Source organism: Prevotella sp. CAG:592 (assembly GCF_000436015.1).
In the GTDB taxonomy this organism is placed as follows: Bacteria; Bacteroidota; Bacteroidia; order Bacteroidales; family Bacteroidaceae; genus Prevotella; species Prevotella pectinovora.
Genome location: NZ_FR892512.1, coordinates 1 through 20,316 on the forward strand (window position 1 = coordinate 1; position 20,316 = coordinate 20,316).

Here is a 20,316-nt window from a genome sequence, read left to right on the forward strand (position 1 = left end):
GGGCAAGCACCGTGCCCCACTTGGGCAACATCAATGCCCCGAATGTGCCCGTTGATGCACCAAACAGAGACCATAGTGTTCTTTGGATGAAACAGGACATGGAAATACCCGGTTTGGCAGCTCTTGGCGTGAAAGAAACTGTTGCCCTTGTGTGTGGAGATAGTTTGGTTGTGATGATACTTCGGTATTCAGAATGATACTTTTATGATACTTTTCTGTAAATACTTCAGAAAAGTATCATTTAGCTAAGTCTTTATAAGTCAGAGGTTTGACTATAGAATAATGGCGAAAATGATACAATGACACTTCTTTTCACGAAAACTCGTTTATCACCATCAGTCATTATGGCTTGAGTGGACATATAGTGAGTTGGAGATTGCGGACGATTTGACCATGCGACCGATAACGACTGACTTGCATTGACATGAGGTAAGTCGGAGAGAGGCGTGTGGATATTGAAGAGTGGTGGGCGTTTCTGTGGAAAACAATGAAAATCCCCGGTACAAGAGCGTTTGTTGCATCTTGTGCCGGGGATTGTGTATTCCGTTTTCCCGTTTGTCATCGTTTGAACTTCCGGTAAATCTTCCATGCGAACAAGGCACCGTCGATGATGCCGACGCTCGAGCTGAGGACACTCGACAGAGTGAAACCTTTCTGTCTGGTCTTCTTCTCCGGCTTGAACATCGCGTTCCATAGCAGACCAATTTCTTTCTGGTCTTTGTTCATTCCTTTGAGCAACACTTCACGGCGAGCCGCGATGTCGTCCAATGAATGGAAATGCTGTTGATGGTTCTGAGTCTTGTCCATAAGCTATCGGTCCATTAAAACATCGGTGAGAAATTTCACCAACGGACGCTCAACGAGCGGTTTTCTGAATAGGAGGAACAGTAGGAAGGCAACCAGATAGAATGCCCCCACCACGCAGAAGGCTCCAGCATACCCGATGCAGTCGGACAGCCATACCGTGGCGGCGAGCGAAAAGAATATCAGTGTCATGATGATTATGAGAGCCAATACCGCCACTATCACGAGTGCCGTTATCAGTCTGACAGACTTCTCTATCGCTCCGAGCTTTATGTATTCGCACTGAAGGCCGAAGTAATGACGGGCTAACTCCACGAGTCTGCCTATTATGCCGATGTTCCTATCACTTGAAAACATCAATGTCCTTGGATTTAGTTATAGTTCGTTTACCTTGTTCTTTGTCCATCCGCCAAGCGTGGCAGATGGCTGGAGGCAGGTGTTATACCTCCTCAGATTCAGCTGCCGCATCCTGGATGTCGTCAGCCAAGTCACCCATTTCCTTGCGTGTCAGCTTGATGCTGTGGCGCTTGCAGAAGTCGTCGATGGCGTCAGTGATTTTCTCTCTTGTATCGGTACCCTTTTCTGGGGCGAGTAATAGACCGAGTGCTGTTCCTGCCAGAGCTCCGCCGAGGAATGCTCCGATGTAACCTAATGCTTTCATAATCTTCAGATGTTAAAAATTAGACTAAATGTTATTGTGAAAGCAAATATAGTGCTTTTTTTTGTATCGGCAATGCCTTTTTACTATTTTTTTGCCTGCTGAAGAGATAAAGAAGGTATTTAACAAACTTTGTGTGCCGCAATCTCTTTATTTACACCTAATTTATTTAACTTTGCAGAGATTTTGAAAAATAAGAATGTATAACCAAATAATATAACTGAAATGAAGAAATATACTATAATCTGCGCAAGCCTTTTCCTGGCTGTTGCATTCACAAGCTGTGGTTCGTCTGAGAAAGCATACAGAAAGATGTATGAAAAGGCACAGGCTGCCGAAAACAAGACCGCTACAGAACAGCCAACAGAAGAAGTTGCAGTAGTGACTCCAGTTGTGGAGAAGCCAGCCAACGAGACAGTTGTCGTTGACAATACCGACAATGTGCCGGTGCGTCAGGGCAAATACTCTGTGATAAGCGGTGCCGGACTGAAGTCGTTCAGCGTTGTGGTAGGCTCTTTCTCTGTGCAGGCAAATGCAGAGGGAATGCAGGGACAGCTCAACAACAAGGGCTATGCCGCACAGGTGGCTTACGACTCGGCTACAAGGATGTATCGTGTGGTGGCAACTACATTCGATACCAAGAACGAGGCAGTGCAGAGCCGTAACCAGTTGAGAAGCCAGTATCCGGACGCATGGCTGCTCTATAACCAGCAGTAATCAGAACCGTGGCACGCATACTGTCGATAGACTACGGAAAGAAACGCACCGGACTTGCCGTGACCGACCCCCTGCAGATTATTGCAGGAGGGCTTGCCACAGTGCCTACGGCGCAGCTCTACGACTATCTCGTGAAATACATCAGCGAGGAGAGCGTGGAGCTGATTGTAATCGGTGAGCCGCGGCAGCCGAATGGCGAGCCGAGCGAGAATCTGGCGAGGGTGAGACAGTTTGTGGCGCGCTGGAAAAACCATCAGCAGGTGCCTATCATATACTATGACGAGCGTTTCACATCGGTGCTTGCACACAAGGCGATGATAGACGGCGGACTGAAAAAGAAGGCGCGTCAGAACAAGGCGCTCGTAGATGAAATAAGCGCAACAATAATATTACAAAGCTTTTTGGAATCAAAGAGATGATTTTACCTATATATATATACGGACAGCCGGTATTGAGAAAAGAATCGGCTGATATTGAGAAAGACTATCCTAATCTGAAGGAACTGTTGGCAAACATGTTCGAGACGATGGAGGAGGCTAACGGCGTGGGACTTGCCGCACCGCAGATAGGACTGAACATCAGGGTTGTGGTAATCGACCTCGATGTGCTGTCGGAAGATTTTCCCGAATACAAGGGATTCAAGAAGGGATTCATCAATCCACATATCATAGAATACGACGAAACGAATACGGAGAGCCTGGAGGAAGGATGTCTCTCGCTGCCTGGCATCCAGGAGAAGGTGACACGTCCTACACGCATCCATGTGCAGTATCTCGACGAAGACCTCAACGAGCACGATGAGTGGGTGGAGGGATATCTGGCCCGTGTCATGCAGCACGAGTTCGACCATCTCGACGCCAAGATGTTCATCGACCGTATCTCTCCGCTGAGAAAGCAGCTCATCAAGAGTAAACTGAAGGCTCTCTTGCAGGGACGCTACCGCTGCAGCTACCGCACAAAGGCGGCAAGACGCTGATGCGGGGCTCGATGAGCCGTCGTTTTGACGAAGATATTCTTTTAGAACAACAGACACGTAATCCTCATGCTACTATGCGCAAGATACTCTTATTGGTATTATGTTTCGCCTCGTTGGCCTTTGCCAGGGCGCAATACAACATCGACAGATTGATAAGGGTAGGGCAGAGCGCATTGTATTATGAGGATTATGTCTTGTCTATACAGTATTTCAGCCGTGCCATAGCCTCAAAGCCATATCTCTACGAGCCGTGGCTGGGAAGAGGCGAGGCGAAGTTCAGGCTCGACGACTATGTGGGAGCCGAGGCCGACTGCACCGAGGCGATAAGACTGAACCCCTATGTGCCGGTGATTTACGAGCTGAGAGGACTCTGCCGCATCAAGCAGAACAATTTCTCTGGAGCCATAGCCGACTACGACAAGACGATAGAATACGAGCCGGACAACAAGAACCTGTGGTATAACAGGGTGTTGTGTAAGCTGGAGGACAAGGATTATGACAAGGCATCGGCAGATCTCGACGTGATGATGAGGCGCTGGCCTAAATATTCACAGGCGTTCAGACTCAAGGCAGAACTGTGTCTGCAACAGAAAGACACTCTGCAAGGAAGCCAGTATCTGGACAAGAGTCTGGAACTCAACCCATACGACGGTGAGGCATGGGCGACACGCTCGATGATAAGTCTGGCTAAGTCGGAATGGAAAGACGCTGAGCAGCAGCTCTCCAAGGCAATACATCTGAAACCAAGCATGGCGGGATATTATGTGAACCGTGCGTTGGCAAGATACAATATCAACAACCTGCGTGGAGCGCTGGCGGATTACGACAAGGCAATTGAACTGGAGCCGAACAATTTCCTGGCACACTACAACCGAGGACAGCTGCGTGTGCAGGTGGGCGACGACAACAGGGCGGTGGAGGACTTCGACTTCATAATCCGTCTTGAACCAGGCAACGTGATGGCTATCTACAACCGTGCGCTGCTGCGTGAGCGCATTGGAAACCTGAGAGGTGCGATTGCCGACTATTCCACATTGATATCACAATTCCCCAACTTCTGGGTAGGACTCAGCAACCGTGCCCGCTGTTACCGCCGTCTCGGCATGACGGCGAAGGCAGAGCTCGATGAGTTCCGTATCTTCAAGGCGCAGAACGACAAGTCGAATGGCTATCAGCCACGTTGGAGCAAGAAGAAGATACGTGATGTGAGAAAGAGAAGCGAGATAAACTTCGACAAATACAACCAGCTCGTGGTTGACGACAAGGCAGAGGTGGACCATGAGTATGAAAACTCCTACAGGGGAAAGGTGCAGAACCGCCACCTCGATGTGGAGTATATGCCGATGTACCAGCTCTCGTTCATCCAGTACAACAACGGCGTGAAGTCGTATGTCGCTTCAGATGAAATCGTTGACCGTTTCAACAAGGAAATGGCAGAGAAGTCAGACGCCACGATACACAATGCCAGCTTGCCACTACAGATAACCTGTAATCCGAAGAGCCTCGACGAGGAAACATCGAAGCGCTATCTCGTGATGATAGACTCGCTGAGCGATATGATACAGAAATCGAAGGACCTGCGTGGCGACAAGGGGTATCTGCTCAAGAGGGCTGTGGCGTATTGCGTGACCCAGAATTATTACGATGCAGAAAACGACCTTTCGGCATATCTGCAGATAGACAGCACCTCGGTACTCGCGTATTGGCAGAGGGCGGTATGTCTGACGATGTTGAGGACATTCGATGCGTCGATGGGAGGCAAACCGCTGTTCAGTGAGCAGAAGGCTATCGACGACCTTGCCAAAGCGATAAGTCTCGACGGCAACAACGCATATCTTTATTACGACAGGGCAAACCTGTATGCCGCATCCAAAGACTATGGCAAGGCGCTGGCAGACTACGACAAGGCCATCTCCATTGACGGCAGACTGGCAGAGGCTTACTATAACAGAGGAATGGTGAGGGTGTTTGCCGGAAATGTGGAACAGGGAGTGGCAGACCTCAGCAAAGCTGGCGAACTGGGACTCGTTGATGCCTATGTGGCAATAAAGAAATATGGAAACAAGAAGGGAAAATGATAGATGAAGACATATTTAACGTATGTTCTTTCTTCGTTTCACAGGAAAATAGTAATTTTGCACTTGTTAAAACAATCGCGGGTATTCGTATCACTCGCTAAAAACAAATAAATACAATTATGATTAAAATCACATTTCCAGACGGAACTGTTCGTGAGTATGAACAGGGCGTGACTGGTCTGCAGATTGCAGAGAGCATTTCGCCGGCTTTGGCCCGCAACGTATTGGCTTGCGGCGTGAATGGCGAAACGGTAGAGTTGAACCGTCCTATCAACGAGGATGCAAAGGTAACATTGTACAAGTGGGAAGACGAAGAAGGCAAACACGCCTTCTGGCACACATCAGCCCACCTGTTGGCTGAAGCGCTCCAGGAGTTGTACCCTGGAATCCAGTTCGGTTTCGGACCTGCTGTAGATAATGGATTCTTCTATGATGTTATGCCGAAAGACGGTGTAGTGATCAAGGAGGGAGACTTCGACAAGATTGAGAAGAAGATGAAGGAGCTCGCGGCTAAAGACGAGCTGCTCGTGCGTAAGGAGGTTTCAAAGGCAGACGCCCTGAAGGAATTCAAGGCAGACGGTCAGGAATACAAATACGAGCACATCGACCAAGACCTTGAGGACGGTACCATCACCACATACACACAGGGCCATTTCACAGACCTCTGTAAGGGTCCACACCTTGTGAGCACTGGTGCCATCAAGGCAATCAAGATAACAAGCGTTGCCGGAGCCTTCTGGCGTGGCGATGCCAAGCGTGAGCAGATGACACGAATCTACGGTATCTCCTTCCCAAAGAAGAAGATGCTCGACGAATATCTCGTGATGCTCGAAGAGGCAAAGAAGCGCGACCACAGAAAGATAGGCAAGGAGATGGAACTCTTCATGTTCTCAGAGCGTGTGGGCAAGGGACTTCCTATTTGGCTGCCGAAGGGAACACAGCTGCGTCTGCGTCTGCAGGAGCTGCTTCGCACACTCTTGAAACCATATAACTATCAGGAGGTAATTACTCCGGGAATCGGCGGAAAGAGCCTTTATGTGACTTCTGGCCACTATGCACACTATGGCAAGGACGCCTTCCAGCCAATCCACACTCCAGAGGAGGATGAGGAGTATATGCTGAAGCCGATGAACTGTCCGCACCATTGTGAGGTATATGCCCGCAAACCACGTTCATACAAGGATCTGCCATTGCGTATCGCAGAGTTCGGTACGGTGTTCCGCTATGAGAAGAGCGGTGAGCTGCATGGATTGACACGTGTGCGTACGTTTACACAGGACGATGCCCACATATTCGTGCGTCCGGACCAGGTGAAGAAAGAGTTCGAAAACGTGATCGACGTAATCCTCAAGGTGTTTAACATCTTTGGATTCAAGGACTACGAGGCTCAGATTTCACTTCGTGACCCAAAGGACACAGAGAAATATATCGGCGACGATCAGAATTGGGAAGACAGCCAGAATGCCATCCGCGAGGCTTGTCGCGAGAAGGGTCTTCAGTGCCGTGAGGAAGAAGGCGAGGCAGCGTTCTATGGACCAAAGCTCGACTTCATGGTGAAGGATGCCATCGGACGCAGATGGCAGCTCGGAACAATCCAGGTGGACTACAACCTGCCGGAGCGTTTCAAACTGGAATATACAGCAGAGGACAACTCTAAGAAGACTCCGGTAATGATACACCGTGCACCATTCGGCTCGCTGGAGCGTTTCACCGCCGTGCTCATCGAGCATACCGCAGGTCATTTCCCACTCTGGCTCACACCAGACCAGGTGGCTATCCTGCCAATCTCAGAGAAGTATAACGAATACGCAAATAATCTTGCCAAGTATCTTGACGGCAAGGGCGTGCGTGCAAAGGTTGACGACCGCAACGAGAAGATTGGCCGCAAGATTCGCGACAACGAGATGAAGCGCATCCCATACATGCTCGTAGTGGGAGAGAAGGAGCAGGCCGAGGGTACTGTTGCCGTGCGTAAGCAGGGCGGTGGCGACCAGGGCGTGATGAGCAAGGAAGACTTCGCCAAGAAGATAAACGACGAAGTGGCTGAGATGCTTAAAGGCTTGACATTGTAATGAGTTCGTTGCGGCGCTGCCGCACAAGGATATGGAGAATGGGCGTTTGCGATTATTCGTGAGCGCCCATTTGAATTGAATGATGTGTAGATTGTCTTCAGATTTCTGTTACTTATACCAGTCTTGCCAAATCTGTAGTTTTGGCTTCTTGAATCGGGCTTCTAAGTAAGCTGTGTGGTAATTATGTTCAGAATGCCGCCATTCGAGTCGGACTTATGTCTGCAATCCTGCGATTTGGTATAAAGTGATGAAAATTAAACACTTCTGAAAGAGGTATTTACCGTAAAATGCAAAAAAACCGAAATATATTTCCGTATGCCGCCAAAAACTCGTATATTTGCAAGCCCAAAAGTAAGGACAAAGATATATAAAACAATAACGTATAAAATAAAATGACAAAAGCAGACATTATAGAAGAAATTGTTGCTTCTACAGGTGTGGCAAGAAAAGATGCAGCCACTACTGTCGAGGCATTTATGGAAGCTATCAAAAACAGTTTGTTGGAGAGAAAGGAAAATGTTTACTTGAGAGGTTTCGGTAGCTTTATCGTGAAGCACCGTGCAGAGAAGACAGCAAGAAACATCTCTAAGAACACAACAATTGTGATTGCAGCCCACGACTTCCCAAGTTTCAAGCCTGCCAAAAGCTTCGTCAGCAAAATGAAGGGCGAAGAGTAAGAAAGATATTATTAACAACATTATATTAAACAATTAAAAAACAATAAGATTATGCCAAACGGTAAGAAGAAAAAGGGCCACAAGATGGCTACTCACAAGCGTAAGAAAAGATTAAGAAAGAACAGACATAAGAGCAAGTAAGACTAACTGCAGAGTTAGTGCTCAATGGAAGGTCTATTCGGACTGGGCATGTCAATCAATGCAGCAATCATCAAGAACGCGTATTTATTGACATGCCCTTATTTTATCAATCAAGTTTTTGTATTTAGGACATGACAAGCGAATTAGTAATCGACGTTCAACAGAAAGAAATCTCCATCGCCCTTCTTGAAGACAAGAATCTCGTGGAGTATCAGAACGAGCCGAGGTCGGCGTCGTTTTCTGTTGGAAACATCTACGTGGCAAAAGTCAAGAAGCTGATGCCGGGCTTGAATGCAAGCTTTGTAGATGTGGGCTATGAGCGTGATGCCTTTCTACACTATCTTGACCTCGGGAGTCAGTTCAACTCCTATGAAAAGTATATCAAACAGGTACAGAGCGACAGAAAGAAACTTTATCCCTTTGCCAAGGCGATGAGACTGCCCGACTTGAAGAAGGACGGCTCAGTGCAGAGCGAATTGCAGCAGGGACAGGAGGTACTGGTGCAAATCGTAAAAGAACCCATTTCAACGAAGGGACCGCGACTGACATGCGAATTGAGTTTCGCCGGACGTTACCTGGTCCTTATTCCATTTGATGATAAAGTTTCTGTTTCATCCAAAATTAAAAGCGGCGAGGAAAGGGCAAGACTCAAACAGCTCATCCACAGCATCAAGCCAAAGAACGTGGGCGTTATTGTGCGCACCGTGGCTGAGGGAAAGCGTGTGGCTGAACTGGACACAGAGCTGAAGGTACTGATGAAGCGGTGGGAGGACGCTATCAAGAAAGTACAGGAAACCCAAAAACGCCCGCAGTTGGTTTACGAAGAGACAAGCCGCGTCGTAGCAATGCTCCGCGACCTCTTCAACCCCTCGTACGAAAACATCTACGTGAATGACGAGGAGGTGTATAAGGAGGTGAAGCATTATGTAACGCTCATCGCTCCTGAGAAAGCAAACATCGTGAAGCTTTACAAGGGAACGGTGCCTATCTTTGACAACTTCAACGTAACAAAGCAGATCAAGTCGAGCTTCGGAAAGATTGTAAACTATAAGCATGGTGCTTATCTTATCATAGAACACACCGAAGCCCTTCATGTCGTTGATGTGAACAGCGGAAACCGCACACGTTCAAACAACGGACAGGAGGCTAATGCACTTGACGTGAACCTCGGAGCTGCTGATGAGCTGGCCCGCCAGTTGCGTCTTCGCGATATGGGCGGCATCATCGTGGTGGACTTCATCGACATGAGCCTTGCCGAGGACCGTCAGATTCTTTATGAACGCATGTGCAAGAACATGCAGAAAGACCGTGCACGCCACAATATCCTGCCGCTGAGCAAGTTCGGACTGATGCAGATAACGCGTCAGCGTGTGCGTCCAGCCATGGATGTCAATGTGGAAGAGACCTGCCCTACATGCTTTGGAAAGGGAAAGATAAAGTCGAGCATACTTTTCACAGACCAGTTGGAGAACAAAATTGACAAGTTGGTCAACAAGATAGGAATAAAGAATTTCTATCTTCACGTACATCCGTATGTGGCTGCTTATATCAATCAGGGTATTTTCAGCCTTAAGCGTAAGTGGCAGATGAAATACGGATTTGGCGTACATGTCGTTTCTTCTCAGAAGATGGCTTTCTTGCAGTATGAATTCTATGACAGCAAGAAAGAGTTCATCGACATGAAGGAAGAGAGCGAGACGATGTAACAAGCGTAAAAGTAGTACAATCATGGTGCGGCATCATACAGCCGTAGCTGATAGGAAAGGCAAAAAACTTACAACAAAAAAATCGGGAAGCGGACCAATTGTCCTGCTTCCCGAATTTTTTGTTATTGTAGTTATCCTGTTGAATCAGATACCGAGTTTCTTTCTAATATCCTTAGGAATGGCGTTCTTGTTAACCATGAAGTCCATAACCTTGTAAGCGCTGAAAGTCTTTGTCATATACCAGATTCCCTTGTAGTCGCCATGCTCACCCCAAGAGTTCTTGATCATATAGTATTCCTTGCCGTTCTGGTCTTTTGCCAGACCGAAGAGGTGCATACCGTGGTCGTCTGTTGTCTCCCAATTGTCGAAAGCCTCCTGGCGCATCTCCTGTGTGAGCTTAACCTCAGGAGTGTTTACACCGAGAGAGTCGAGGAGATTTGTCTTCTGAGACTGAGTGAGCTTGAGCCATTTTGCAGCATCGCTTCCAGCAAGGCTCTGAACAGCCTTTGTGTCGATGGCAACAGCGAGACCCTGACGTGTGAAGCCCTGCTCTGAAACGTCGCCACCCCACATTACGCTGTAACCATTGTTGATAGCGTTGTCGATGATGCGGTTGATGTCCTCAACAGGAACGTTGTAGCTCATACCCCAGCGCCAGTTGTCCTGTACCTCTACAGCGAATGGCTTGTAGAATGGGTGGTGAGTGTAGCTTGTGATGCTTACATAGTCGTTCCAATCCAGACCGAAGCTGTCAGCGAATGTTCTTGGAGTGTAGGTCTTTCCCTCATACTTGAAAGACTCTGGGCACTTGCCGAGATAAGTGTCGAGGATAGCCTGCAGACCCTTCTTCCATGCTGGAGACAATTTCTTCATGTTGCTCTTTGCTACAGCCTCTACGTATGGAGTCATTACAGCGAAGAACTCGTTGAAGTTGTTCAGAGAGTCACCATAGAGTGAGCCAGGTGCCGGCATAGCGTCCTCTGGGCAGATACCATAGTTTTTCAGGCAGTACAATGGATCCTCAGCAGAACCACCCTGAGAGAATGAAACGTCACCATGCATGCGAACTGCAGTGATAGCGCGGTCCATGTAAGTCTTGTTTGCAACAAAAGCCTCGCAGAGGTCTACGCTCTTGCCAGTCTTTCTCAAGATTTCGCTCTCGAAGAAAGAGAGAGTAGAGTAGTCCCAGCAGGTACCGCTTCTGCTCTGGTCCTTGATGCTTGTGATCTTACATTCTTTGATTGTGGTGAATACCGGCTTGTTCTTGTTTGCCGATTCCTTCTTCTCCTGAGCATTGGCTCCCATAGCGAGGCAAGCCAAGAGGGCTAACGTTAGAATTTTTTTCATTTTGTATTGTTTATAAATAAATTAATGTTTTATGATTTTCTGCGTTTTATATCATGTAATCATGAACTTAGTTCTTGCTCATGAAATCCTCAACGTCTTTTGGATGATATGGGATACGCTCCTCGCCGAGGAAGCGGCAGCCGTCGCTTGTGATGAGAATGTCGTCCTCGATACGGATTCCACCGAAATCCTTGTATGTCTCCAGCTTTTCATAGTTGATGAAGTCCTTGTGGAGGCCCTTAGCGCGCCATTCGTCGATGAGGGCTGGGATGAAGTAGATTCCCGGTTCGTCTGTAACAACGAAGCCTTCTTCAAGTCGGCGGCCCATGCGCAGACAGTTTGTTCCGAACTGCTCCAGATTAGGTCTTGTTTCATCGTCAAAGCCCACGTAGGTTTGTCCGAGTCCCTCCATGTCGTGTACGTCCATACCCATCATGTGGCCCAGTCCGTGAGGCAGGAACATGGCGTGAGCGCCAGCCCTTACAGCCTCCTCCGTATCGCCCATCATGAGTCCGAGCTCCTTCAGTCTGTCTGTCATAAGGCGGCAAACGTCCATGTGCACGTCGAAATACTTGACGCCAGGCTTTGAAATTTTCAAGGCGAGGTCGTGGCAATCCTCCACGATAGAATAAATCTCAAGCTGTCTTTGAGTGAATTTTCCGTTTACAGGGAATGTTCTGGTATTGTCAGAGCAATAGTGTTCCATTGTCTCGCCGCCACAGTCGCAGAGAGCCAGTCGTCCGCTTTCGAGCACTGCCATAGAAGGATTTCCGTGCATAATCTCACCATGCTGTGAGAAGATTGTAGGGAAGCTTACCATCGCACCATACGAGTTGGCAATACCGTTTACCTGTCCGCCTACGTATTTCTCTGTCACTCCAGGCTTTGTCACACGCATCGCTGTGGTGTGCATCTTGTAACCGATAGCGCAAGCACGCTCGATTTCCTCGATTTCCTGCTGTTCCTTGGTAGAACGCATCTTCACCACTGCCTTTATCAGTTCAACAGATGCAGCCTCGCGCTGTTTGCTTGGATGAATGCCGAGCAGGTCGAAAATCTGTATCATGGTGTCATGACGGTAAGGCGGCAGGAAATGTATCGTGCGTTTCTCTTTCATGGCGTTGTCGCAGATAACCTGAAGCTGCTTCATCGGTGCGCTTTCTTTCACTCCTGCGTGTTCTGCCATATCATGAACGCTGTCAACGCTTCCATACCATACGATGTCGTCGATATCGATGTCGTTGCCGATAAGCAACTCCTTGTCGTTGTCAACGTCGATTACTCCAACGAGTCCGTCTCTCTTCGGTCCGAAATAATAAAGGAAAGTAGAGTCCTGACGGAATGGATAATATCCGTTAGCCGGGAAATTCGCCGGAGACTCATTGTTGCCGAAAAGGATTATGATACCGCTCTTTACGAGCTTCTTGAGCTCGGCGCGTCGGTTGACGTAGGTTTCTTTGCTGAACATATCGTGTGTTTTATCTTTATATTATAAATATGTGAAATCGAGTCGCTTTGTACAATTTCATTGTCGTGACTCCTTGTATCTAAATCAGCGTTGTGACAGATTTGAGAAGTCTTTGCAAATTTGAATTTACATGCTATGAAACATTGATCAAGTTGATTCTTCTGTTTTTCTTTTGTTACATTGAAGGTTCACATCGGAGCCAAATGAGCAAAACGAGACATGCCCAATCTTTGCCATGGCAAGAAAAAGCTGCACGGTTGTGCAAGTTTTCTCTTTGCAAAGATAGATATAATTGCTTGAAAAGCATTATCTTTGCATAGAATTTTATAGATTTTTCGTTATAATTCCTTTAATACGTGTAGCTTTTACAAGCTATATAGACTCTTTTTAGGGAAAAAACAGATACTTATGAAAGTAAATTGGAACACGGGATTAGTACTTGAGGGAGGCGGTATGCGTGGCGTCTTCACCAGCGGAGTGCTTGACGGATTCATGAAACACGACGTGTATTTCCACTATGTCGTGGCTGTTTCGGCAGGTGCCTGCAACGGCTTGTCATACATGAGTCATCAGATAAGGAGAGCGCGCATCTCAAACATCGATTTTCTCCTCAAGTATAAATACATCGGTCTGCGCTACCTCTTCTCGCAGGGATGCATCATCGACCGCAAGCTTCTTTACGAAGATTTTCCCGAAAAGCTGTTGCCTTATGATTACGATGCTTACTTCAACAATCCCGATGAGTTTGAGATGGTCACAACGAATTGTCTTACCGGCAGACCGTGTTATCTTTCGGAGCGAAAGGACAAGCAGCGTCTTATCGATATCGTGATGGCATCGAGCAGTCTGCCATACGTGAGCAAGATTGTGAACGTAGACGGTGTGCCTATGCTCGACGGGGGTATAGTAGACAGCATCCCGCTGATGCGCTCTATAGAGAGGGGACACAAGACCAACGTGCTTGTGCTCACCCGCAACAAAGGCTACCGTTTGACAGAACACGACCATAAGATTCCCCATTTCATATACAAGGGCTATCCACGTCTGCGTGTGGCGCTGAGCCATCGCTGCGAGGCGTACAACCGTCAGCTCGATATGATTGACGAGATGGAAGAGAAGGGTGAGATAATATGTATACGTCCTGAGAGACCGATGGAGGTGGGGCGCTTGGAGAGAGACCTCGACAAACTCGAACGTCTATACGAGGAAGGCTTCATGCTCGGAGAGAAGTTTTGCAGGGAGTATATGCAGTAGGCATTCCCTCTTCTCCGGACATTGCATATAAAACTATCCGTGAATAATGACAATGACCGGAAGGTTCAATTCGGTTTATGGATTGAGGGGAAACTTCACAGAATATCATTTTGTTTGATGATAACTCGTATATCATGCAGATTTTGTAACTTTGAATTTTAATAGCAATCATTATAATGGACGAAAGACAGAGAATACTGCAGCTCAGGAAAGAGTTGCATGATCATAACTATAAATACTACGTGCTCAACCAACCGGAAATCACTGACCAGCAGTTTGATTTCATGATGCACGAACTGCAAGACCTTGAGACGAGACATCCCGAACTTGCCGACCCGAACTCACCAACGCAGCGAGTGGGTAGCGACCTCGGACATGATTTCCAGCAGGTGGCACACAAGTATCCGATGCTCTCACTTGCCAATACATACAATGAACAGGATGTGGCAGAGTGGTACGACAGTGTGAAGCGTGGACTCGGAGGAGAGGATTTCGAGGTTTGCTGCGAGATGAAATACGACGGTCTTTCAATCAGTCTGACATACGTAGACGGTAAACTCATGAGAGGCGTTACCCGAGGCGATGGAGTGCATGGCGACGATGTGACCGACAATGTGAAGACCATCCGTTGCATCCCTCTCGTGCTGCCTGGCACTGGCTATCCTCATGAGTTTGAGATAAGAGGCGAGATTCTGATGCCGTGGAAAGTGTTTGAGCGTCTCAATGAGGAACGGGAGAAGGCAGAAGAACCACTTTTCGCCAATCCGCGCAATGCGGCGAGCGGAACGCTGAAGAGCCAGAGTTCGGCTCTCGTGGCAAGTCGTCAGCTCGATGCCTATCTGTATTATCTACTTGGCGAAGAACTGCCTGCTGACGGTCATTATGAGAACCTTATGGAAGCGAGCCGTTGGGGATTCAAGATCAGTCAGGGCATGAAGAAAGTGAAGACACTCGAAGAAATTTATGAATATATACGTTATTGGGACGCGGAGCGTAAGAACCTTCCCGTTGCCACCGACGGTATTGTGCTCAAGGTGAACTCCCTGCGGCAGCAGCGCATCCTCGGTTATACGGCCAAGAGTCCACGTTGGGCTATAGCCTATAAATACAAGGCGGAGAGAGCCTGCACGAAGCTCAACGAAGTGACATTCCAGGTGGGCAGGACGGGTGCTGTCACTCCTGTGGCTAATATGGACCCTGTGCAGTTGGCTGGAACCACTGTCAAGCGGGCTACACTCAACAACGAGGACTTCATACGTAGTCTTGACCTGCATATCGGTGATTATGTTTATGTGGAGAAAGGCGGAGAGATAATTCCAAAGATTGTAGGCGTTGACATCGACCAGCGTCCGATCATAGCCCAGCCCGTCCGTTTCATCACCCATTGTCCGGAGTGTGGCACACGCCTCGTGCGCTACGAGGGTGAGGCCGCATGGTATTGTCCGAACGATGCCGGTTGTCCTCCTCAGATAAAGGGGCGCATAGAGCATTTCATCTCCCGCAAGGCGATGAATATCGACAGTATCGGGCCGGAGACCGTTGACGACTTCTACCGTCAGGGACTTGTGCATAATGTTGCCGACCTCTACACCATCAACGTGCAGCAGATCAATGGCGACGGCAGCCGTCAGAAGTCAGCCATGAAGATTATCAATGGCATTGAGGCATCCAAGCAAGTGCCTTTTGAACGGGTGGTATTCGCCCTCGGAATCCGTTTCGTGGGAGAGACATCAGGAAAACTCATTGCACGCCATTTCAAGAATATCGATGCACTGAAAGATGCCACTCTGGAGCAGCTTCTCGAGATCGACGGCATTGGCGAAGTGATGGCAAAAAGCATAATGACGTATTTCCACAACGAGCAGAATCTCGAGATTGTCGAAAGGTTGCGAAGCTACGGTCTGCAGATGGCTCTGAGCGAGGAGCAGACAGCACAAGCCTCCGACAGACTCAAGGGAAAGAGCATCGTCATAAGCGGAGTGTTCCAGCATCATAGCCGTGACGAATACAAACTGATGATTGAGCAGCATGGCGGAAAGAATGTGGGGAGCATCAGCGGCAAGACGTCCTTTATCCTTGCAGGCGACAACATGGGACCGTCGAAATTGCAGAAGGCTGAAAAGCTCGGTATACAGATCGTCAGCGAAGATGATTTCCTGAATATGATAGAAGAATGATGGGCAACTTGTCAACTCGTCAACTTGTCAACAAATAAAACACTATGCCAATAATAAGAGTAACATCGCTCTCAGAGCCGGGACTTGAAGTATACGGTTCGCTGACAGAGCGTCAGTTGAAATCCTTCTATGACGATTTGGGAGGATTGTTCATCGCCGAGAGCCCTAAGGTGATAAAGGTAGCATTGGATGCAGGCTACGAGCCAGTGTCAGTCTTGTGTGAGGAAAAGCATATCGAGGGTGATGCCAAGGATATTATCCGCCGCTCCGGAGACATCCCCGTGTATATAGGCGAACGTGACCTTCTCGCTTCGCTCACGGGATATACGCTAACGAGAGGTGTGCTGTGTGCTATGCGTCGAAAACCAACTGTCAGCATAGCTGATGTGTGCCGGGATGCACATCGTGTGGCTGTGATAAACGGGGTGGTTGACAATACCAACATCGGTGCGATATTCCGTTCTGCGGCGGCTTTGGGCATTGATGCCGTTGTGGTGACGAGCAATTCCTGCGACCCGCTCAACCGCCGTTCTGTCAGAGTGTCGATGGGAACGGTGTTCCTTGTGCCATGGACGTGGTCTGACGATTATCAGCAGGAGCTCAACGCTCTGGGTTTCAAGACAGTAGCTATGGCACTTACCGACAAGTCTGTTGCCATTGACGACGAACGGTTGAAGGCTGAAAACAAACTTGCAATAATTATGGGCACAGAGGGCGACGGACTGCCCCAGTATGCCATCGACGCAGCCGACTATGTGGCACGTATACCGATGTCGTATAATGTGGATTCGCTGAATGTTGCGGCAGCTTCGGCTGTGGCGTTCTGGGAACTGAGAAACAGATGACGCTGTTTCTCTTCATACAATGAAAATCGGTCGTTAGAGCTTAGTATCAAAACAAATTCGTGATACTTTTATATTGCTCTAATGACCGATTTTTGGGATTATCCCAAATCGGTCATTAGGGCTTGCTTGGATTTTGTTTTTTAGAAGAGTGGATTTAGTTGGCTTTTTAATGAGTAATAGCGGGCTATTGCGAATTAAAAAACGGACAAAAGACGCCTTATAAAAAGCAAAAAACTGCAAGCAGTATTTAAAAAATACATGGAACGGTCTAATGATCGTTTTGGGATTATATCTCTACCACCTCTCCGTCGTAAGACAAATGCATACCTTCTGGAAGTTTCTGCTCAGCCTCGTCAAACAGTCCGATGTCGTGGCACATGTGGGTGAGGAACACTTGCTTGGCGCTTGTCTTGCGTGCAAACTCGAGGGCCTCGTCCACGAGCATGTGGGAATGGTGAGGCTTGGTGAAGCGAAGGGCATTTACCACCAGATAGTCAATGTCTTGCAGATAGTCGATTTCTCCCTCCGGTATGGTCTTCATATCTGTTATGTAGGCGAGCCTGCCTATCTTGTAGCCCAGTATAGGCAGCTTGTCGTGCATCACCTGTAGGGGTATGACCGTCAGCTCGTTGATCTTCAGTTCCTGGTGAGGATGAATATCATGCAGACTGATTTTGGGCACACCGGGGTAGGGATGTTCCACGAAGCAGTATGGCATCATGGACCGGAGACTTTTTTCAGAAATGGAATCGCTGTAGACATTGATGTCGCCGAATTGACAGAAAGGCCGCAAATCATCCATTCCTCCTACGTGGTCGTAGTGGGAGTGTGTCACGAGCACGGCGTCTATCTTGCGGAATTCCTGTCTGAGCATCTGTTCCCTGAAGTCCGGTCCGCAGTCTATCACAATCCTTGTCTGTTCCGTTTCCACCATTGACGAGCATCTGGTGCGCCTGTCGCGAGGGTCATGGCTCTTGCAAACTTTGCAAGAGCAGCCTATCGTGGGCACACCAACCGATGTTCCTGTTCCGAGAAATGTGAGTTTCATATATATCAGATGATATTTACTTCGGGATGGATGTCGATGCCGAACTTCTTTTCCACGTCGCTGCGGATGCGGTCGCATAGCGCCACGATGTCATTGCCGGTGGCACCGCCCTTGTTCACGAGCACGAGGGCCTGTTTGGAGTGTACTCCGGCTCTGCCCAGCGTCTTGCCTTTCCATCCGCATTGGTCTATCATCCATCCAGCCGGAATCTTCTCGTGTGTGTCGTCCACATCGTAGTGAGGCATCTGTGGATATTTCTTGAGCAGTTCGTTGAACTTGTCCTTGCTTACCAAGGGGTTCATGAAGAAGCTGCCGGCGTTGCCTTCCACCTTAGGGTCAGGCAGCTTGGCGTCGCGGATCTTGATTATGGCGTTGCGTAGCTCGGCAGCCGTCGGGTCGCTGATACCCTCCTTGTCGAGTTCCGCACGGATGTTGCCGTAGTCGAGATGCGGGTTGAATACCAGCGACAGCTTGTAGGTCACGTGGGTAATCAGATATTTGTTCTTCCAGTCCTCCTTGAAACGGCTCTTGCGGTAGGCATACTCACACTGTTCGTTGGTGAAGTAGCAAGATTTGCCTGTGGCAATCTCCACAGCCTCCACTTTGTATATTATGTCCTTCACTTCAGCACCATACGCGCCGATGTTCTGTACAGCCGAGGCACCCACCTCACCAGGGATGAGCGACAGGTTTTCCGTGCCATACCATCCGTGTGCCACGCAGTGTGCCACGACATCGTCCCATGTTTCTCCGCTGCCGCATCTCACGAGCACTCCGCCATCGATGAATGTGGAGCTGATGCCCTTGATGGCAGAATGGAGCACGGTGCCGTTGAAGTCTTTTGTCAGCAACAGATTACTTCCGCCACCGAGAAGCAACAACGGCATGTCCTCGTCGCTTATGTTCTTCACTGTCTCCTTGGCTTCCGCCACGCTGGAGAACTCTATGAAGCGGCTGCATTTGGCATCGATGCCAAATGTGTTGTGCTGTGCCAGACTGTAGTTTCGTAAATCTTTCACTTTCTTTCTTTTTTTAAGTTTAAATTTAATTATCCTGAATTCTTGAATCTTTCAAAATCGCAGTGTAATTTCCTTGATGTTGCCTGACCTATACCTTTTTCATCCTTCAGACCGGTCTTGTCGGCTGATTGGGTTTTGAAAAGTGCGGTCGGAATTGAAAAACTCCCGTCGGCAGTTCTATTTGAACACTGCCGATAGGAGTCTTTCATGTATTATTGATTTTTTTCTTTTTTATTCTGAGAGTCGTGTCAGGAGCCATTTCTTGCCCCTTCTTACGAATGTCAGTTCCATCTCCATACCGTTGGCAATGCCTCGCATCACGAGAATCTTCTGGTTGCTCTGCGTATATTTCTGTCCATACATTATGTTGTATATGAATCCAGAAGGCAATTCAGGAGCGAAAGCAGGCCATGTTTCTGGCAGGATGTCTCCGCTCATCGTGCTGAAGTCATCATCAGGGTCAGGACCATTGAAATGTATCGGGGAATTCAGATGGTGTGCCTGATAAGTCGAGTCGGTAGCGAATTTCTGATAGAAGTTGAGGAATGAGGCATTGTTGTTCTGATACATCGCCCCCGTGTTCACCTCCACGAGCATCCACTGTCCGTTTATGCGGTTGAAGATGTATTGTTTCACCTTCTTTTTCTTCAGATAGATTTTCTCCACCACTACATTGTTTATCGACGTGTCTTTCACGAGCTTCATCTGCTTGCGGTTGTCGAAGATAAGCGTGTAGTAACCCTGGTTCATGAAGAAATGTTCCATTTTCCATTGCCCCTTTTCGAGCAATTTCTCCGTTTTGCCGTTTACCACCTTCAGCGGAAACTTGATTCTCTTCATCTGCAGCTTTTTGTTTGCGGCGAAATTGAAGATGAAATCGTCAAACAACTCATCGGCTGCCTTTGGCATCGGCTGTTCCGTGATGAGCTGTTCCAGTGTGTCGGCAGCTGTTGTGTCGGTGGAGTCGGTCATCGTGGAGTCGGCTCCGGATGCTTTCTTGTCAGCGCATCCCGTTGTCGTCAGCATCATCGTGACGATTGTGATGACAACAAATAGAAATCCTTTTCTCATTGTCTTATTATACCGAGAAATAATCTTTTAGAATAATGTTTACTCTCAAATTTTCGCAAAAGTACATATTTTATCATATACTGTGCAAACATTTTCTTTAAAATTTTCGTTATAGCCTAAAACTCTTGACATAAGAGCGATATTTCCGCGTCGTCAGAAAATCGTCTTAACCCCAATCCTCCATTATGGCTTGACGGATAAATGGATGCAATAAGGCTCTTTCGTCTCTTTTTATGCGTGGTGCCAGCAGCCTGAAGT

19 protein-coding genes are annotated in these 20,316 nt (G+C 48.1%); 11 read left to right on the forward strand and 8 right to left on the reverse strand.

Annotated features, from left to right (window positions below):
• A partial coding sequence (locus QVO99_RS01695; RefSeq protein ID WP_288176866.1) for a hypothetical protein occupies nucleotides 1-197 on the forward strand: 197 nt, incomplete at its 5' end.
• Nucleotides 198-558: 361 nt separating this feature from the next.
• Here the strand turns inward: QVO99_RS01695 and QVO99_RS01700 are convergent.
• The 3 genes from QVO99_RS01700 to QVO99_RS01710 form a co-directional block, all read right to left on the reverse strand.
• A complete protein-coding gene (locus QVO99_RS01700) occupies nucleotides 559-807 on the reverse strand; it encodes a hypothetical protein (protein ID WP_022315858.1) in 249 nt (82 codons plus the stop codon).
• A gap of 3 nt (nucleotides 808-810) precedes the next feature.
• A complete protein-coding gene (locus QVO99_RS01705) occupies nucleotides 811-1,161 on the reverse strand; it encodes a hypothetical protein (RefSeq protein WP_022315859.1) in 351 nt (116 codons plus the stop codon).
• An 82-nt stretch (nucleotides 1,162-1,243) separates the two neighbouring features.
• Nucleotides 1,244-1,465, reverse strand: a complete 222-nt coding sequence (locus tag QVO99_RS01710; protein WP_022315860.1) for a YtxH domain-containing protein — start codon at nucleotides 1,463-1,465, stop codon at nucleotides 1,244-1,246.
• Nucleotides 1,466-1,687: 222 nt separating this feature from the next.
• Between QVO99_RS01710 and QVO99_RS01715 the strand changes: the two genes are divergently transcribed.
• From QVO99_RS01715 to QVO99_RS01745, 7 genes are all read left to right on the forward strand, one after another.
• Nucleotides 1,688-2,179, forward strand: coding sequence for an SPOR domain-containing protein (locus QVO99_RS01715; protein WP_022315861.1), 492 nt, complete (start codon nucleotides 1,688-1,690; stop codon nucleotides 2,177-2,179).
• Between the two features lie 8 nt (nucleotides 2,180-2,187).
• Nucleotides 2,188-2,598 carry a Holliday junction resolvase RuvX gene (ruvX, locus tag QVO99_RS01720; RefSeq protein ID WP_022315862.1) on the forward strand — a complete coding sequence of 137 codons (411 nt, stop codon included), beginning with the start codon at nucleotides 2,188-2,190 and terminating at the stop codon, nucleotides 2,596-2,598.
• Nucleotides 2,595-3,155, forward strand: a complete 561-nt coding sequence (gene def / locus QVO99_RS01725; RefSeq protein WP_022315863.1) for a peptide deformylase — start codon at nucleotides 2,595-2,597, stop codon at nucleotides 3,153-3,155. The genes ruvX and def overlap by 4 nt, the downstream gene beginning before the upstream one ends.
• Before the next feature lie 74 nt (nucleotides 3,156-3,229).
• Complete coding sequence (locus tag QVO99_RS01730; protein WP_022315864.1) at nucleotides 3,230-5,233, forward strand: tetratricopeptide repeat protein; 2,004 nt, start codon at nucleotides 3,230-3,232, stop codon at nucleotides 5,231-5,233.
• A 119-nt stretch (nucleotides 5,234-5,352) separates the two neighbouring features.
• Entirely contained in the window at nucleotides 5,353-7,305 is a 1,953-nt protein-coding gene (gene thrS / locus QVO99_RS01735) for a threonine--tRNA ligase (RefSeq protein WP_022315865.1), read from the forward strand.
• Between the two features lie 392 nt (nucleotides 7,306-7,697).
• The gene (locus QVO99_RS01740) at nucleotides 7,698-7,982 is read left to right on the forward strand and encodes an HU family DNA-binding protein (RefSeq protein WP_022315866.1); all 285 of its coding nucleotides are present in this window, start codon (nucleotides 7,698-7,700) and stop codon (nucleotides 7,980-7,982) included.
• A gap of 272 nt (nucleotides 7,983-8,254) precedes the next feature.
• Nucleotides 8,255-9,829 (forward strand): Rne/Rng family ribonuclease, encoded by a 1,575-nt coding sequence (locus QVO99_RS01745; protein WP_022315867.1) that lies wholly within the window; start codon nucleotides 8,255-8,257, stop codon nucleotides 9,827-9,829.
• 144 nt (nucleotides 9,830-9,973) lie between these two features.
• Here the strand turns inward: QVO99_RS01745 and QVO99_RS01750 are convergent, their stop codons facing one another.
• Together QVO99_RS01750 and QVO99_RS01755 are read right to left on the reverse strand one after the other, a co-directional pair.
• Entirely contained in the window at nucleotides 9,974-11,176 is a 1,203-nt protein-coding gene (locus tag QVO99_RS01750; protein ID WP_022315869.1) for an aminopeptidase C, read from the reverse strand.
• Between the two features lie 67 nt (nucleotides 11,177-11,243).
• Complete coding sequence (locus QVO99_RS01755) at nucleotides 11,244-12,644, reverse strand: aminopeptidase P family protein (protein ID WP_022315870.1); 1,401 nt, start codon at nucleotides 12,642-12,644, stop codon at nucleotides 11,244-11,246.
• A 408-nt stretch (nucleotides 12,645-13,052) separates the two neighbouring features.
• Between QVO99_RS01755 and QVO99_RS01760 the strand changes: the two genes are divergently transcribed.
• From QVO99_RS01760 to QVO99_RS01770, 3 genes are all read left to right on the forward strand, one after another.
• Nucleotides 13,053-13,898 (forward strand): patatin-like phospholipase family protein, encoded by an 846-nt coding sequence (locus tag QVO99_RS01760; protein WP_022315871.1) that lies wholly within the window; start codon nucleotides 13,053-13,055, stop codon nucleotides 13,896-13,898.
• Between the two features lie 176 nt (nucleotides 13,899-14,074).
• Complete coding sequence (ligA, locus tag QVO99_RS01765) at nucleotides 14,075-16,075, forward strand: NAD-dependent DNA ligase LigA (RefSeq protein WP_022315872.1); 2,001 nt, start codon at nucleotides 14,075-14,077, stop codon at nucleotides 16,073-16,075.
• Between the two features lie 44 nt (nucleotides 16,076-16,119).
• A complete protein-coding gene (locus QVO99_RS01770) occupies nucleotides 16,120-16,920 on the forward strand; it encodes a TrmH family RNA methyltransferase (protein WP_022315873.1) in 801 nt (266 codons plus the stop codon).
• A gap of 286 nt (nucleotides 16,921-17,206) precedes the next feature.
• On the opposite strand, the gene QVO99_RS01775 is transcribed toward QVO99_RS01770, so the two are convergent.
• From QVO99_RS01775 to QVO99_RS01785, 3 genes are all read right to left on the reverse strand, one after another.
• Nucleotides 17,207-17,968 (reverse strand): MBL fold metallo-hydrolase, encoded by a 762-nt coding sequence (locus tag QVO99_RS01775; RefSeq protein ID WP_022315874.1) that lies wholly within the window; start codon nucleotides 17,966-17,968, stop codon nucleotides 17,207-17,209.
• A gap of 5 nt (nucleotides 17,969-17,973) precedes the next feature.
• Entirely contained in the window at nucleotides 17,974-18,987 is a 1,014-nt protein-coding gene (gene murB, locus QVO99_RS01780; protein WP_022315875.1) for a UDP-N-acetylmuramate dehydrogenase, read from the reverse strand.
• Nucleotides 18,988-19,218: 231 nt separating this feature from the next.
• On the reverse strand, nucleotides 19,219-20,058 hold the full coding sequence (locus QVO99_RS01785; RefSeq protein WP_022315877.1) for a DUF4348 domain-containing protein: 840 nt from the start codon (nucleotides 20,056-20,058) through the stop codon (nucleotides 19,219-19,221).
• Nucleotides 20,059-20,316: the final 258 nt, after the last annotated feature.

What these genes read in the sequence shown, in the direction of transcription:
- ligA (WP_022315872.1), top strand. Translation starts at nt 14,075, where the DNA reads ATGGACGAAAGACAGAGAATACTGCAGCTCAGGAAAGAGTTGCATGAT.
- QVO99_RS01760 (WP_022315871.1), top strand. Translation starts at nt 13,053, where the DNA reads ATGAAAGTAAATTGGAACACGGGATTAGTACTTGAGGGAGGCGGTATG.
- QVO99_RS01755 (WP_022315870.1), bottom strand. Translation starts at nt 12,644, where the DNA reads ATGTTCAGCAAAGAAACCTACGTCAACCGACGCGCCGAGCTCAAGAAG.
- QVO99_RS01785 (WP_022315877.1), bottom strand. Translation starts at nt 20,058, where the DNA reads ATGAGAAAAGGATTTCTATTTGTTGTCATCACAATCGTCACGATGATG.
- def (WP_022315863.1), top strand. Translation starts at nt 2,595, where the DNA reads ATGATTTTACCTATATATATATACGGACAGCCGGTATTGAGAAAAGAA.
- QVO99_RS01715 (WP_022315861.1), top strand. Translation starts at nt 1,688, where the DNA reads ATGAAGAAATATACTATAATCTGCGCAAGCCTTTTCCTGGCTGTTGCA.
- QVO99_RS01730 (WP_022315864.1), top strand. Translation starts at nt 3,230, where the DNA reads ATGCGCAAGATACTCTTATTGGTATTATGTTTCGCCTCGTTGGCCTTT.
- QVO99_RS01750 (WP_022315869.1), bottom strand. Translation starts at nt 11,176, where the DNA reads ATGAAAAAAATTCTAACGTTAGCCCTCTTGGCTTGCCTCGCTATGGGA.
- QVO99_RS01775 (WP_022315874.1), bottom strand. Translation starts at nt 17,968, where the DNA reads ATGAAACTCACATTTCTCGGAACAGGAACATCGGTTGGTGTGCCCACG.
- QVO99_RS01740 (WP_022315866.1), top strand. Translation starts at nt 7,698, where the DNA reads ATGACAAAAGCAGACATTATAGAAGAAATTGTTGCTTCTACAGGTGTG.
- QVO99_RS01770 (WP_022315873.1), top strand. Translation starts at nt 16,120, where the DNA reads ATGCCAATAATAAGAGTAACATCGCTCTCAGAGCCGGGACTTGAAGTA.
- QVO99_RS01705 (WP_022315859.1), bottom strand. Translation starts at nt 1,161, where the DNA reads ATGTTTTCAAGTGATAGGAACATCGGCATAATAGGCAGACTCGTGGAG.
- QVO99_RS01700 (WP_022315858.1), bottom strand. Translation starts at nt 807, where the DNA reads ATGGACAAGACTCAGAACCATCAACAGCATTTCCATTCATTGGACGAC.
- QVO99_RS01710 (WP_022315860.1), bottom strand. Translation starts at nt 1,465, where the DNA reads ATGAAAGCATTAGGTTACATCGGAGCATTCCTCGGCGGAGCTCTGGCA.
- thrS (WP_022315865.1), top strand. Translation starts at nt 5,353, where the DNA reads ATGATTAAAATCACATTTCCAGACGGAACTGTTCGTGAGTATGAACAG.
- QVO99_RS01745 (WP_022315867.1), top strand. Translation starts at nt 8,255, where the DNA reads ATGACAAGCGAATTAGTAATCGACGTTCAACAGAAAGAAATCTCCATC.